The organism is Candidatus Flexicrinis affinis (assembly GCA_016716525.1).
Classification (GTDB): domain Bacteria; phylum Chloroflexota; class Anaerolineae; order Aggregatilineales; family Phototrophicaceae; genus Flexicrinis; species Flexicrinis affinis.
Window position 1 is genome coordinate 330040 of sequence record JADJWE010000009.1, and the last position, 14742, is coordinate 344781.

Below are 14742 nucleotides of genomic sequence, written 5' to 3' on the forward strand. Positions count from 1 at the left end.
GTTACTTCGACGGGAATGAAGCCGATTACTGTGGTGCATTTCACGTTAGTGCGAGCTATTCGGCGACCGTGGCACGAACAGAAGCAAAAGACAATCGAGCCAAGGTTTATGGGGGGATGTGCGTGTTATCCCCCGGTAGTATCTACTTGACGGAAGTAACGGTCGTCGGAAACCGTGCCGAGTCGGATGACGGCCTTAGCGGATCTGCTGGAAGGCTTGCGCCTAAGTCTGAGCAAGTGGCTTCCGTTCAGGACTCACTGATAGAACAGAATTACGCTGCGCATGTCGGGTGCCTCAGCGTAGGAGGCTCCCTCATCTCCCTCGGCGGGAACGCGATTTCCGATACGTCCGGCTGCAACTATGTCGCGCACCCGACCGATCGTATCGACAACCTGCTCGACAACGGCGGATTCGAGTTCGCTGCCGGCGATCCGGCTGTGCCCGATGCGTGGACACCGGTCAATCTCACCGGCGACAAGCGCAAGTGCAATACGTCGGCCAAGACGTTCACCGACTACGGACGCTGCGCGCTGGTGTTCAAAGGCGGGCCGGGTGAATCGGCGCAGTTCACGCAAGATGTCGACCTGCTGACGCACACCTTCAGCGCCGGCGAAGTGCTCGAACTGTACGCGATGGGCTGGGGTGGGCCGGCGGGATCGGTCGTGGTGCAGGCAAAGGCGACCTACGCCGATCCGCTGCTGGCGGCCACCAAGGCGAAGCTCGTGCTGCAAGGCAGCGCAGTCGCGGTCGAAGACGTGAATGCGTTGGCGCTGACGGACGGCGATCTCACCCAGCTTACGGTGAAGGTCAAGCACAAGAGTCCGTCAGGCAAGATGATGGTCGACCGGGTGTACCTCACACGCTCGCTTGCTGCACCGCGCGGGCTGGAGTCCGGCCCGCTGCCACCACCAGCCGCGCCCGACGGCTTCCGCGGCGGGAACTAGGGACAGGGGTAAGGGAAAAGGGGTGGGCGACCCGTCGGGTCGCCCACTCATCCACCGCTCTGCACGTTCGTAGGGGCGCAGCACGCTGCGCCCGCCACCCACGCTCCAACCGTCTCGTAGGGGCAACCCGCCGGGTCGCCCACCATCTCCGCCTTCTTGCACCCAGGATAGCTTACGCGCTGTCCCTACCAGTCGGCGGTGATGTCCGCGTGCCGTAAAGAATCCTGTTTCCGCTGCCTGACGTCTGACTCCTGACCCCTGCCATCTGACAGCTTCCACCACCTCAGCGCGATCCATAAACCTGTGCTTTAATGCGATTAACGTCCTATTTGCACGGGAGTCAATTCCATGCATCGCGTCTTATTCACCATCGCAGCCGTTCTTGTTTGTTTCGCCTCGTCGTTGGCTCAGCCACCACCGTTCGCCGTTCCCTACTATGTCCCGCCCGAATACGCGCAGGACACGCGATTCGTCTCGGTCGCCGTCACGACTACAGCGGACGAAAACGACGGTTCATGCGGGGGCGGTACCGGGATTTCGCTCCGCGAGGCACTCCTTCACTGCGTTAATACAACCGAAGCCGCATCCATCTCCATCCCCGATGGAACCTACATTCTCGGCTCCGAAATAGCCACGGTCGACAAATCCGTCTATCTCGTCGGTGAAACGCGCAGCGGCGCGATCGTCACGTCGACCGGCGGCAGTTTCCGCATGCTGAACGTCACGCTCGATGACGACCAGTTCGGCCTGTTCAATCTGACTGTGATCGGTTTCACCTCACCGGCCGCCCCGGGCGCGGTCATGAATGCGACCGGCGACGGCAACATCATCGTGTACAACGCGCTGTTCGAAACCAACTCGTCGAACGCGGGCGGCGCCGTGGCCGTTCAGCCCGATCCGTTGGAAGACGGCCCGCTTGACGTAACGGTAGATTCGTCGGTGTTCACTGGCAATACGTCGACCAACAATGCCGGGGCACTGCGCATGTCCGGCGGCGTGATTGGCTACAACCTCGTCATCCTGAACAGTATGTTCTCGGCGAATATCGGCGGCGGGGTCAACCTCGGCAGCGTGCCGGTAGACGCCGACGTGATCATCAGCAACAGCACGTTCGTCGACAACACGTCGACGTTTGGCGGCGGTGTGCAGGTCTCCACAGCGAACATCAATGTCGCGGTCATCGTCGCCCACTCGTCGTTTGATGGCAATGCTGCCACGAACAGCGGCGGTGCAATCAGTGTTACGACGCCCTCCGGCGGCAGCTTGAGCCTGTCGAACGTCACAGCGACCGGCAATTCGGTGGGCAGCGGAGAAGGCGGTGCGGTGCGTGTGCTTGCCTCTGATGTGCACATCACCGAAAGCACATTCACTGGCAATACGGGTGACAGGGGTGGGGCGCTGGCGATTGGAACAGCCAACACGTCCGCCCAGATCAACAACTCGGTGATTCAAAATAACCGCGCCTACACCCGTGGCGGGGGCATCTTCAACTTCGCTCAGTACCTCGTGCTCAGCAACGTCGCGATCACCAACAATGTCGCGGAGTCGTTGGACAGCTTGTCCGGCAGCGGTGGCGGGCTCGCCATGCAGAGCCATGACATCGTGGTGCAGGGATCGCGTATCGAGGACAATTTCGCCATTGTGGAGGGGCCGGATTGCTGGCCGTACACCGGAACGCCGAATCTCATTTCGATCGGACAAACCTTTATCACGGATCTGACCGACTGCCTCTATACGGCGCACCCGACCGACTACGCCGGTAACCTGATCATCAACGGCGGGTTCGAGGTGCCGGGCATCGACGCGTCGTCACCATACATCTGGGTCGGCAAGAACCTGACGGGCGACAAGCGCAAGTGCAACAAGCCGACCAAGGCGGTGACACCGTGGGGCAACTGCGCGCTGGTGTTCAAAGGCGGTCCGGGCGAAGCTGCGGAGTTCTCGCAGGACGTACCGATCGGCTCTCTAGTGCTGACTTCGCTCGACGGGCTCAAGCTGTACGGGCAGGGTTTCGGGGCGCTTACAGCATCGGTTGTCCTGCAGATCAAGGTCACGTATGACGACCCGAACATCAGTCCCGACAAGGCCAAATTGACGTTTGACGGCAAGGGCAACGACGTACTTACCGAGGAGGTCGTCGTTGCGCTGGTCGACCCGGACCTCGAGTCGATCAAAGCCAAGATCAAGTACAAGAGCTTGGTCGGCAAGATGACAATCGACCGCGTGTACCTATCGGTGGCCGAGAACATCGGCCCGCGTTCGGTTGACGCAGGTGTGCTGCCGCCGCCAACCGCGCCTGACGGCTTTCGCGGCGGGAATTAGAGAGAGGGTAAAGCGGCAAGGGGGAAAGGCCAAAGGGAAGGGCGGCCCGCGGGTCGCCCACCATCCCTCCTCACCGATTCGTAGGGGCGACCGATCGGTCGCCCTGTCCTGTAGAACATCGATCTCTCGCCACCCCCAATGCATTGGCATGACTCCGCCCGCCGAGCGTTGAAACGCCCTGCTAATACGATCAAAGCCCTGCGGGCTGGAGGAATAGGATGGCTGTTCTGATGCCTGTACGCCGAAACGGAGCTTGGTGTCTCTGACTTCCGACTCCTGACAACTGGAAACTGACCGCTGACAACTTCTCCCAACTTCTTACACCCCCGTAACACTTTTACAACACCGTCTGCATAAGGTGGGTAAACGACAGCGAACGGAGGCCAGCGATGGATAGGCGCACGTTTCTGGGGCTGAGCGCCGTGTTCGCCCCAACCCCCACCGCAGAGCGCGACCCGGCCATGCACGTCATCAACCGGCTCACGTTCGGCCCGACGCCGGAGCTGCTCGACTACGTGCGCAGTGTCGGAGTCGACGCTTACATTGAAGAACAGCTGCACCCCGAGCAGCTCGACACTGGACCGGTCGAGAACGAGGTCGCCGACCTGTTCCCGAAAGCGAGCGGTGCCCCCGCGACGTTGTACGAAGAGGTCGGTACCCGCCGTGGCCCGATCATTCAGGCGTTGGTGGGCGCGGCGGCCCTGCGCGCGATGAAATCGCCGGCACAGGTGTACGAGCGCATGGTGCAGTTCTGGGGCGACCACGTTCACGTATTCGTCAACAAGGGGCCAGTCGTGTACTTCAAGCCGCACGACGACATCCACGTGGCGCGGGCGCACGCGCTCGGGAATTTCCGCGATCTGCTCGGGGCGTCGGCGCACAGCCCGGCGATGCTGATCTACCTCGATAACGCGCAGAGTGTGGCGGTTGCGCCCAACGAAAACTACGCCCGCGAGCTGCTTGAATTGCACACGCTCGGCGTCGACGGCGGATACACCGAGGCTGACATTCAGGAGACGGCGCGCGTGCTCACGGGCTGGTCGATCGACGGCCTGCCGGCACGCCGTGACGATGCCGAAGGCGTGTTCCGCTTCCGGCCCAGCCTACACGACCGCGGCACCAAGACCGTGTTAGGCGTCACGCTCGAGGGCAGTGGCGAGGCCGAGGGTGAGGCGCTCCTCGATCTGCTGGCGCGCCACCCGTCGACTGCGCGTCATCTGGCGACCAAGCTGGTGCGGCGCTTCGTCGCGGACGATCCGCCCGCCGCGCTGGTCGACCGCGCCGCCAGTGAGTTCCTCGCGACGAATGGCGATATCCGCGCCGTGCTGCGAACGATCTTCACCTCCGAAGAATTCCGCAGCGCGCCCCCCAAACTGCGCCGGCCCTTCGAGTACACCGTGGCCGTCATGCGCGCGGTGATGTTCGAGGTCGGTGCGACCGGCCCATTCGTCCGCACGCTGATCGGGCTGTTGTCCACCATGGGGCACATCCCGTTCAACTGGCCGGCGCCCAACGGCTATCCCGATCACAGCGCCTACTGGACGAGCAACCTTCTGCCGCGCTGGAACACGGTCATGGCCGCGCTGGTGGGCGGGCGTCAGGGCGCGCCGGATTACGAGGCGCTCGCCACCCGGATTCTCTTGCCCGACACCGGCGGCTTCGACGGCATTCTCAACCGCGCGGCCGATCTGCTGTACGGGCGTGCGCTTGATGGCGCCGAGCTGGACGTTCTGCGTACCGCGGCTCAGGAGGTCGAGGGCGGTGAAGACACCAAGATGTTTGCCGTGCTGGCGCTGATGCTGATGGCGCCGCCGTTCCAGTCCGTGTAGACGAGGGTCACGATGATGACAAGCCGACTTTCACGCCGCGATTTTCTGAAAGCCAGCACTCTAGCGGCGCTTGCCTCGTCGCTGCCCAGCTGGATGCCGCGTCTTGCCTTCGCACAGCCGTACAACGACCCGCGCGGCGACGTGCTGGTCGTGGTGTTCCTGCGCGGAGGCGCCGACACACTCAACATGGTCGTTCCGCATGGCGAGGCCGCCTACTATGCCGCCCGTCCGCGACTTGCCATCCCACGCCCGGATGCCGCCGGCGAGGCGCTCCGCGTGCTCGATCTCGACGGCTTCTTCGGGCTGCATCCGGCGCTGGCGCCGCTGCTGCCCGCTTTTCGCGAGGGGCACCTTGCGGCGATTCATGCGACCGGCTCGCCGCACGATACGCGCTCGCACTTCGAGGCGATGGACTTCATGGAGCGCGGCTCGCCGGGCGAATACACGCTGACTTCGGGCTGGGTCGGGCGGCATCTGGCATCGCTGGCGCCCGAGTCGCCGTCGCCGGTGCGTGCGGTCGGATGGGGTGCGGCGGTACAGCAGGCGCTGACCGGAGGGCCGTCAGTCGTCGCGATGCAGTCAATCATCGACTTCCACCTCGCCGGCGATACCGCGCTGGCCTTTACCATGCTCGACTCGCTGCGGTCGATCTACGCCATCGACGGCGGCTCGCTGGCCGCGGCAGCCGAGTCGACGGCGCAGGCGATCGACCTCGTGCAGGCGGTCGGTTATGCGGACTACGTGCCGGATCACGGCGCGGTGTACCCCGAGGACGAGTTCGGTCAGGCGCTGCGTCAGACCGCCGCGCTGATCCGCGCGCAGGTTGGGCTGGAGGCTGCGTGCATCGACCTTGGTGGGTGGGATACGCACGCGCTGCAGGGCGGGGCCGAAGGGCTGCAGGCGCGCCTGATGGCGCAGTTGGCCGAGGGATTGGCGGCGTTCCGCGACGACCTCGGGCCGGAGCTGGGCCGCGTGACGGTCGTGGTGATGAGCGAGTTTGGCCGCCGTTTGGAGGAGAACGCCAGCGGCGGAACCGATCACGGGCACGGCGGCGCCATGCTGCTGATGAACGGCGATCTGGCGGCGAGCGTGCCGGTTGTAGCACGCTGGCCCGGCCTCGGCGAGGGGCACCTCGACCGTGGCGACTTGCAGGTGACGATCGACTACCGCAGCGTGCTGGCCGAAGTCGTCGGTCAGCGCCTCAAGAACGACGCGCTGACCGACGTGTTCCCGAACTTCACCGCCGAACGCGTCGGGCTGTTCGGCGCGTAGTAGCGCCTGCTCATGGTCACGTCTTCTCATTAAATGGCTGTACAATAACTGCGAGATCGAGGAGATCATCATGAGCACTGTCGACCATCATCTCTTGGAACTGTTTCATCGTTTGCGCCCTGCCGCAAAGAAGCGTGTGCTAGCGCTTATCGACCACGAGATCGCCGCCGAACGCGCGTCATCGGCGGAGGAGGTGTTCGACTTCACAGCGTGGATGGACGACGTCGAATCGATACGGAACGAAACCAGACAGATGGCAACCGTCAACGTGGTCGAACTCCTGCGAGAACTTCGTGACGGGGATGACGAATGACCGTCGTCGCCGACGCGAACGTCTTCTTGGCGTTCGCCTTGGGTGACGAACCCTTGTGTCGCAGAGCACAACAGCTCCTCCTGGGCTGGCACAGACAGCGCGAACAAGTTGCCGTTCCGCTGCTGTTCCGCGCCGAGATTACCGCGGTGGTTCGTAAAGTCGTCTTCGTGGGTCGAGTCTCCCACGAACAAGGAAGACGACATTTGGCGAAGCTACTGGCGTTTCCGGTCACTGTCTACGACGACAACGATCTCTTGTTGGATGCATACGACCTCGCTGAAGCCTACAATCGGCCGCGGGCATATGACACTCAGTAAGTAGCCCTCGCACGCCGGCTCAACGCCCCGTTCTGGACTGCAGATGAACGGTTGTTCAATAGCCTGAAGGAAGACTTTACCTGGTTGCGTTGGCTTGGAGCGGAAACATAGCCCTACCGATTCCCGCTGGCGAGACGCGCCGATGCCGGCGACCGCCTGAGCACGAGCATCGCCAGCGCGCCCAGCACCGGCCCGATCGCCAGCGCCGCGAACGCCCACGGCCACCCGATTGCGGCCTCCAGCGGCGGGATCAACCGGATCGAGGCGAGCGTGAGCAGGAACCCCATACTCGTTTGCAGCGTGAGCGCCGTCCCGGTCAGCTGGCGGTCTGCCAGTTCGCTCACCGACGCCGAAAACTGCGCCGAGTCGGCCACGATCGCGAAGCCCCAGATCAGCCCGACGAACGCCAGCAGCAGCGGACTGCTGCCGAACAGGAAACCGATCACCACGCAGCACGTCCCGCTGATGACCAGCGAGGCGATCGTCACCGTCGTCCGGCCCATGCGGTCGGCCAGCACGCCGGCGAGCAGACTGCCTACGCCGCCTGCGCCGATGATCGCGAAGGTCAACACGCTGGCGAGACGCGGATCGTCACTCGTGACCGCGAAGCTGGCCGCCAAGAACGCCCCGATCCACGTCCACATCGCGTACAACTCCCACATGTGGCCGAGGTAGCCGGCGTTCGCCAGCATGACGTGCCGGTCGCGGAAGATGCTGCCGACATGCGACCAGCGAAACGGTGGCGACTGGGTCTTGTGCGGGCCCTCCTCGATCAGCAGATAGCCGATCAACCCGCCCAGCGCAGCCGATCCTGCGGCGAGATACAGCACGCTGTGCCAGTCGCCGATGCCCCCAAACGCGTTGAGCAGGTGCGGCATGGCCGACCCGACCGTGAGCGCGCCGACCAGCAGGCCAATCCCCAGCCCGCGGTCTTTGGTCGTCCACGTCGCCATGATCTTCATGCCGACCGGATACACGCCAGCGAGACAGATTCCGGTGACGAGGCGCAGGACGATCGCAACTTCAAGCCCGGTCGCCACCAGTGGAATCAGGGCCGTCGCCAGCGCCGCGGCGAACGCGCCTATCGTGAACAGCCGTTTTGCCGGCACGCGGTCGGCCAATGTGAGCAGCGCCGATCCGAACGCGCCGATCACGAAGCCGATTTGCACGGACATCGTGAGCCATGCGCGCCCGTTGTCATCGAGGTTCCATTCCGCCGTGAGGGCTGGCACCACCGCCGAGGCCGAGAACCATACCGACATCGCCAGCAGTTCGGCCAGCGCAAGCAGCAGCAGCGTGCGCCACTTGCGCGTGTCGCGTGGTTGCAGCGCCGTCATCACGCTAGCCGAGGTACTGCGCGATCAACTGCTCAGCGTTGGGCAGTCCGCTCTGGCGATAGATGTCGACATACGCGTCGAGGTCGTACGGAACGCGGCGGAACTCGAGCGACACTCGCGCGCCGTCGATGGTCAGGATGGCGTATTCGGCGAAGGCGTTCATGTGCGGCTGTTCGGCGTGGGAACGGTTGAAGACGAATCCCACCGCGCCGGGGTTGAAGAAGAAGGCGCCGCTGTCGCCCAACCGGCGCTGAAACGGAGTGTGGACGTGCCCGCCGCACATGATCCGCGGCAGATGCGCTTCCAGCATCTCCATTACCTCGGCATACGGCGTGTGCGGGTGGATCTGGTCGTCGTACGAGGCCGGCGATCCGTGGAAGCACAGCAGCATGTTCGCGCCGTCGAGCGGGATTTCGACGGTCGGCTGAAACGAACCTACGAACGCGCGGTCGGCGTCGGTCATGCGCGACAGCGCGAAATCGCGCTTGGGGGACACGCCGGGGATGTTCAGCTCGTCGGTGTTGGTGTTGGGGTAGGCGGGTTCGGCGAACCACGCGTCGGTGTTGCCACGCACGACCGGGCAGTGCAGGTCGCGCAGCAAGGCGATCGTCTCGGCAGGCTGCGGCCCGCCGTAGATCACGTCGCCGAGGCACACCAGATGATCGCACGACTCGCGCCTGATTTCGGCGAGGACGTGCTCGAACGCGAAGGCGTTGCCGTGCATGTCTGAAAAGACGGCGACTCGAGTCATGATGTCGTCTCCCATCGGTATTGGAGCGCTGGTTCGATGATACACCGGGATAGTTCAGTTGGCTTGGCTTGGGCGCGGTATCGCCGGTCTGTGGACAGCCTCGCCGTTCCGCCGTAACCTGAAGTGTAAGAGGCTGCATGAGGTGCAGGAGTACAAACTCCTGCCGGGGATAACGGCAGCGCCCCAGCTTGGCCCACAGGCGCGCACCGCGCGGCGGACCCGCGCTTCGCCGCGCAGTGCCAGAACATCGGACGGGACAGGACGCGGCTCCGCTTGCGCCTCCTGTCGCAGCGGAAAGGCGAGATTGCAATGCTCCGCCTACGCGGAATCTTCCTGATCGCCGGGTTGGCGCTGTGCGCCGCCGGGCTGACCCTTGCTCAAGACGGCCATAGCCGTACGCTCTTGGGTGGCAGATCCACTGTCTTCAACGACACGCCCAATGCCTTTGGCTTCCCGTCGCCTGCCTTGAGCCGCGACGAACGCTTGTTGTTCGCCGTGGGCAATTCGTTCTTCCGGCAGAACTGGGCGCCAGCGCCGTCGACCACACAATCGCGCGACGGCCTCGGCCCGTTCTATACCGCACGCTCGTGCGCCGGGTGCCACTTCAAGGACGGTCGCGGGCGCTTGCCGGTCTACGACAGCGAAGCGCCGACCGGCATGCTCACCATACTATCGCAACCTGAGCGCAGACTGACGGGCGGCTATGCCGGCGACCCGGTTTACGGCGGCTTGCTGCATACCGGGGCGCTGGAGGGCATCGCGCCGGAAGGCTCGACGCGCATCACCTACGAGGAAATCCCCGGCCAGTACGCCGATGGCACGCCGTACACCCTGCGCAGGCCGATCGTGTCGGTCGCTGATCTCGCCTACGGCGATCTGCACCCGGACACGGTCGTCACGGTGCGCGTGGCGACACAGCTCATCGGCCTCGGACTGCTTGAGGCCGTGCCGGAGGAGACGATCCTCGCGCTGGCCGACCCGACCGATGCCGACGGAGACGGGGTCAGCGGGCGGCCCAACTGGGTGTGGGACATCCTCAATAACCAGCGCACGCTCGGCCGGTTCGGCTGGAAAGCCGGTCAGCCCAGCCTGCTGCAAGAGGTTGCGCTGGCCTATGCCGGCGAAATCGGCGTCACCAACAGCCTCGCGTCTGCGGAGGATTATGGCCCGATGCAGGTCGGGCGGACGGTCGCCGAGGATCGCGGGTTGGAGATCAGTGACGACAACCTGCTCAAGGTCGTACTCTACACGCAGACGTTAGCCGTGCCGGCTCAGCGCAACGCCGACGACCCGCAAGTACAGCGCGGATACGCCTTGTTCTTCGAGGCGCAGTGCCACACCTGCCACGTGCCGGCCCTGACAACCAGCATCCATCCTGAAGTGCCTGCGTTGTCGAATCAGACGATTTACCCGTATACTGACCTGCTGCTGCACGACATGGGCGAAGGCTTGGCCGACGGTATGCCGGAGTTCGAGGCGTCGGCGCGCGAGTGGCGCACGTCGCCGCTGTGGGGAATCGGTCTGTTCGAGACGGTCAGCGGGCACACGACCTACCTCCACGATGGCCGCGCGCGCGACCTTGCCGAGGCGATCCTATGGCACGGCGGCGAGGCCGAGTTCTCCGCCGAGGCGTTTCGCGCCATGAACGCCGACGACCGTGCAGCCTTGATCGCATTGATGGAGTCGTTCTAGGACGCTTGATGACCCGACACGCCTACCGAGGTGCCGCGCTCACCGCTGCCGCCGTTGTTGCCGTATTCGCAATCCTGTTTGCAGGACAATCCGCCCGTGCGCAGTCTTTCGACCGGCAGGGGATGGTCACCGGATGGCTGACCGAGACAATCCTGCCGCTGCATGAAGCTTTCGCTGCCGAGGCCGCCGAACTCGAGATGGCGGCACTGGCGTTCGACGCCGATCCGACCGAGGACACGCTGGCGGCGTTCCGCGAGGCGTGGGTCGACGCAGTGGTCGCCTACGAACGGATCCAGCTCTTCAGCTTGCAGCGTGTCATGCCGCTGCTCTCGCAGCTCGACAGCAGCCCGACCAACGTCCAAAGCATCGAGCAGGCGATCTCGTTTCAGGCCGAGGGGACGATCGACACGCTGTTCGTTGAAACGCTCGGTTCGCCGGCGAAGGGGTTCTCGGCGCTCGAATACCTGATCTTCGCCCGGCCGCTGCCGCCGTTGGCCGCCGTCCAAAACCGGCGCGATTACGCCGCGTCGATCGCGGCCGACATGCGCCGCATCGCCGACGAACTGGTCGTCCAGTGGACGCCGGGGACCGACGGCTATTACGGTGACCGGTTCATCGCCGACGAGTTCGAGTTGTCGAACGTGCGCGGCATGGTGAGCATGGTGATCAACGAGATGATCGCCAACGTCGAGGACATCGGCAAGTTCCACGTCGGCGACCCGGCCGGTTATCGCAGCGGCGGCACGCCGCAGCCGCAGTTGGTCGAATCGCCATACAGCGGCACGTCAATCCGGCGCCTGCAGGCCAACATGGAGACGTTCCGTGAGATCGTGTACGGGCGCGGAACCGCACCGTCGCTGGCCGACTACATGGACTTCATCGGCGCGGAGCTGAACGGAGAGCCGTTCTCGGCGGTGTTAGCCGCGCAGCTCGATGCCATCACGGCGGCGCTCGACGCCGTCGAGGAGCCGTTCGCGCAGTCCATCGTTCAAAACCCTGACGCCGTGCTCACCCTGTATACGGAGATGCGCAACCTGCTCGTGTTGACTAAGACCGACATGGCCAATCAGCTTGGCATCACGATTACGTTTGGCGACAGCGATGGTGACTGATGCGCAGTCGATTAACCTGGGTACATCAACGGGTTAACCGTGTGCGCTGTCCTTAGAAACGGTGCGCACATTGCGAATTCGCGCGGCGGAACTATAAGATTGAGGCGATGCGTGGAGTTCTGCGCGGCCTGCCCGTAACCTATGGTACGGTTCCGGGGCATCGCCCGGTCGCCAACATGAATCTACGAGGAGAGGACGGAATGAAGCGAGCTTGGATCTTGATTGCGCTGGCGATGCTGGCGTTTGGCGCGGCTTCGGCACAGGATGCCGATCTGGAGGCGGTGCAGCGCGAGGCGATGTCGACGTACGCGGACATCGTGTTCGCCAGCTACGAGGATTCGCTGAGCGCGGCGCTCGACCTGCGCGACGCGATCGGGGCGTTTGTCGCCGAGCCGACCGAGGAGACGTTTGCTGCGGCGAAGGACGCGTGGTTGGCGGCCAATGAGCCGTACGGCCAGACCGAGGCGTTCCGCTTCTACGGCGGACCGATCGACGACGCAGACGGCCCCGAGGGTCTGCTGAACGCATGGCCGCTGGACGAAGCCTATGTCGACTACGTCGACGGCGACCCGGACGCCGGCATAATCAACAACGTGGCCGACTACCCCGAAATCACCCGTGAGCTGCTCGTATCGCTCAACGAGGTCGGTGCCGAGGAGAACATCAGCACTGGCTACCACGCCATCGAGTTTCTGCTGTGGGGGCAGGACCTGTATGCCGATTCGGCCGGTCGACGCCCGTATACCGACTACACGACCGCGCCGAACGCCGAACGCCGCGCGGCGTACCTGTCAATTCTCGCCGATCTGCTTGTGGAAAACCTCGAGATGCTGGTCGCTGCGTGGGCGCCGGACGATCCGGACAATTACCGTACGGAATTCCTCGCCATGACGCCGGACGCCGCCCTGACCAACATGCTGACCGGTATTGGTGTGTTGGCGACGGCTGAGTTGGGTGGCGAGCGCATGTTCGTCGCGTATGACAACCGCGATCAGGAAGACGAGCACTCGTGCTTCAGTGACAACACGCACCGCGACATCATCACGAACTTCATGGGCATCGCCAACGTGTACACCGGCAGCTATACGCGGCTGGACGGGTCGGTCGTCAGCGGGGCGGGCATCGCCGACGTCATCGAGGCTGTCGATCCGGCACTGAACGCCGACATCCTCGCGCTGCTGGCCGATGCCGATACGCTAACACAAGAGATCTATGTGCCGTTCGATCAGGCGATCGTATTGAGCGATCAGCGCCCGATCGTGCTGGACACCGTATTCGTGCTGCAAGACCTCGGCGACCTGTTTGCGCAGGCGGGCAGCGAACTGGGCCTGACAATCAACACAGCCCTGCCGGAGTAGGATTTGCTGGGGAGCGGCACGCACGCAGCTCCCCTTCGGTATGCAATAAGGCACAGTGAGCACATCCACTATGCGGCTATTGAGAGCAGTGCTGGTGTCGATCGGCCTCACGCTAAGTGTGGCGGGTCTCATCGTCGCGCAGGACGACCCGGATCGAACCCTCCAGGGCGGCCAGACCACGATCTTCAACGACACGCCGAACGCGTTCTCGTTTCACACCCCCGGTCTGAGCCGCGAGCAGCGCCTGTTGTTCTTCGTCGGCAACTCGTTCTTCAACCAGAATTGGGTGACGGCGCCGTCGTCGACCGAAGCGCGCGATGGCCTCGGGCCGCTGTTCAACTCGCGCTCGTGTGCGGGCTGCCACTTCAAGGACGGGCGCGGTCGTCCGCCGGAATTCGACGGTGAAGCACCGACCGGCTATCTCGTGCGTCTCAAGATCCCGGAGCGTACGCTGTCCGGCGCGTACCTCGGTGATCCGAACTACGGCGGTCAGTTCCAGACCGATGCCCTCGAGCGCATCGCCGCCGAAGGCGACCTGCGCATCACGTACGTCGAACTCCCCGGCCAATACGCGGACGGCACGCCGTACAGCCTGCGTCAGCCGATCGTCACGCTCGAGAACCTGAACTACGGCGACCTCGACCCCGAGATGACGTTCTCGCCGCGCGTCGCCAACCAGATGATCGGCCTCGGGCTGTTGGAGGCGGTGCCGGAGGAGACGCTGCTGGCGCTGGCCGACCCGACCGACGCCGACGGCGACGGAATCAGCGGCCGGCCGAACTGGGTGTGGGACGCCTACAACAACCGCCGCGCGATGGGCCGGTTCGGCTGGAAGGCCAATCAACCGCATCTGCTGCAGCAGGTAGCGTCGGCGTTCAACGGCGACCTCGGCATCACCACCGGGCTGCTGCCGCTGCAAAACTGCACCGCGGTACAAGCCGACTGCACAGCGGCGATCCACGGCGGCATGCCGGAGATCAGCGACGACGACTTGCTCAAGGTCGTGCTGTATGCGCAAACGCTGGCCGTCCCCGCGCAGCGCAATGCCGACGATCCGCTGGTGCAGCGTGGCCGTGTGTTGTTCGTCGAAGCGCAGTGCAGCACGTGCCACGTCGAGACGCTCACGACAGGAATCCATCCCGAGGTGCCGGCGCTGTCGCACCAGACGATCCACGCCTATACCGACCTGCTGCTGCACGACATGGGCGAGGGGCTGGCCGACGGATCGCCGGATTTCGAGGCGACAGGCCGCGAGTGGCGCACGCCGCCGCTGTGGGGCATCGGCCTGATCGAGACGGTCAACGGCCACACCTATTTCCTGCACGACGGCCGCGCGCGCAATCTGGCCGAGGCGATCCTGTGGCATGGCGGCGAGGGTGCGGCCTCGGCGGAAGCGTTTCGCACGATGAGCGCGGACGACCGCGCCGCACTCCTCGCCTTGCTGGAGTCATTCTAGGGTTCGCGATGAGTCGCTCGACGCCCCAGTCTGAGAGTC

12 protein-coding genes are annotated in these 14742 nt (G+C 64.2%); 10 read left to right on the top strand and 2 right to left on the bottom strand.

The features are described from left to right. The first annotated feature begins 146 nt into the window (after positions 1–146). The 6 genes from IPM16_20710 (at position 147) to IPM16_20735 (ending at position 6997) form a co-directional block, all read left to right on the top strand. Positions 147–944 carry a hypothetical protein gene (locus IPM16_20710; GenBank protein MBK9125527.1) on the top strand — a complete coding sequence of 266 codons (798 nt, stop codon included), beginning with the start codon at positions 147–149 and terminating at the stop codon, positions 942–944. A gap of 348 nt (positions 945–1292) precedes the next feature. Beyond that, the gene (locus tag IPM16_20715) at positions 1293–3266 is read left to right on the top strand and encodes a hypothetical protein (protein ID MBK9125528.1); all 1974 of its coding nucleotides are present in this window, start codon (positions 1293–1295) and stop codon (positions 3264–3266) included. A 389-nt stretch (positions 3267–3655) separates the two neighbouring features. Next, on the top strand, positions 3656–5095 hold the full coding sequence (locus IPM16_20720; GenBank protein MBK9125529.1) for a DUF1800 domain-containing protein: 1440 nt from the start codon (positions 3656–3658) through the stop codon (positions 5093–5095). Between the two features lie 12 nt (positions 5096–5107). Beyond that, complete coding sequence (locus IPM16_20725) at positions 5108–6367, top strand: DUF1501 domain-containing protein (protein MBK9125530.1); 1260 nt, start codon at positions 5108–5110, stop codon at positions 6365–6367. 70 nt (positions 6368–6437) lie between these two features. Continuing rightward, the gene (locus IPM16_20730) at positions 6438–6680 is read left to right on the top strand and encodes a hypothetical protein (protein MBK9125531.1); all 243 of its coding nucleotides are present in this window, start codon (positions 6438–6440) and stop codon (positions 6678–6680) included. After that, the gene (locus tag IPM16_20735) at positions 6677–6997 is read left to right on the top strand and encodes a type II toxin-antitoxin system VapC family toxin (GenBank protein ID MBK9125532.1); all 321 of its coding nucleotides are present in this window, start codon (positions 6677–6679) and stop codon (positions 6995–6997) included. The genes IPM16_20730 and IPM16_20735 overlap by 4 nt, the downstream gene beginning before the upstream one ends. Positions 6998–7110: 113 nt before the next feature. Here IPM16_20735 and IPM16_20740 read toward each other — a convergent pair whose 3' ends face one another. Next, complete coding sequence (locus IPM16_20740) at positions 7111–8334, bottom strand: MFS transporter (GenBank protein MBK9125533.1); 1224 nt, start codon at positions 8332–8334, stop codon at positions 7111–7113. A 4-nt stretch (positions 8335–8338) separates the two neighbouring features. Next, positions 8339–9085, bottom strand: a complete 747-nt coding sequence (locus IPM16_20745; protein ID MBK9125534.1) for a metallophosphoesterase family protein — start codon at positions 9083–9085, stop codon at positions 8339–8341. Positions 9086–9394: 309 nt separating this feature from the next. Between IPM16_20745 and IPM16_20750 the strand changes: the two genes are divergently transcribed. The 4 genes from IPM16_20750 (at position 9395) to IPM16_20765 (ending at position 14703) form a co-directional block, all read left to right on the top strand. Beyond that, positions 9395–10777, top strand: a complete 1383-nt coding sequence (locus IPM16_20750; GenBank protein MBK9125535.1) for a thiol oxidoreductase — start codon at positions 9395–9397, stop codon at positions 10775–10777. Positions 10778–10785: 8 nt separating this feature from the next. Beyond that, positions 10786–11889 (top strand): imelysin family protein, encoded by a 1104-nt coding sequence (locus IPM16_20755; protein ID MBK9125536.1) that lies wholly within the window; start codon positions 10786–10788, stop codon positions 11887–11889. A 200-nt stretch (positions 11890–12089) separates the two neighbouring features. Further along, on the top strand, positions 12090–13247 hold the full coding sequence (locus tag IPM16_20760; GenBank protein ID MBK9125537.1) for an iron-regulated protein: 1158 nt from the start codon (positions 12090–12092) through the stop codon (positions 13245–13247). A 70-nt stretch (positions 13248–13317) separates the two neighbouring features. Further along, entirely contained in the window at positions 13318–14703 is a 1386-nt protein-coding gene (locus IPM16_20765; protein ID MBK9125538.1) for a thiol oxidoreductase, read from the top strand. Positions 14704–14742 lie beyond the last annotated feature (39 nt).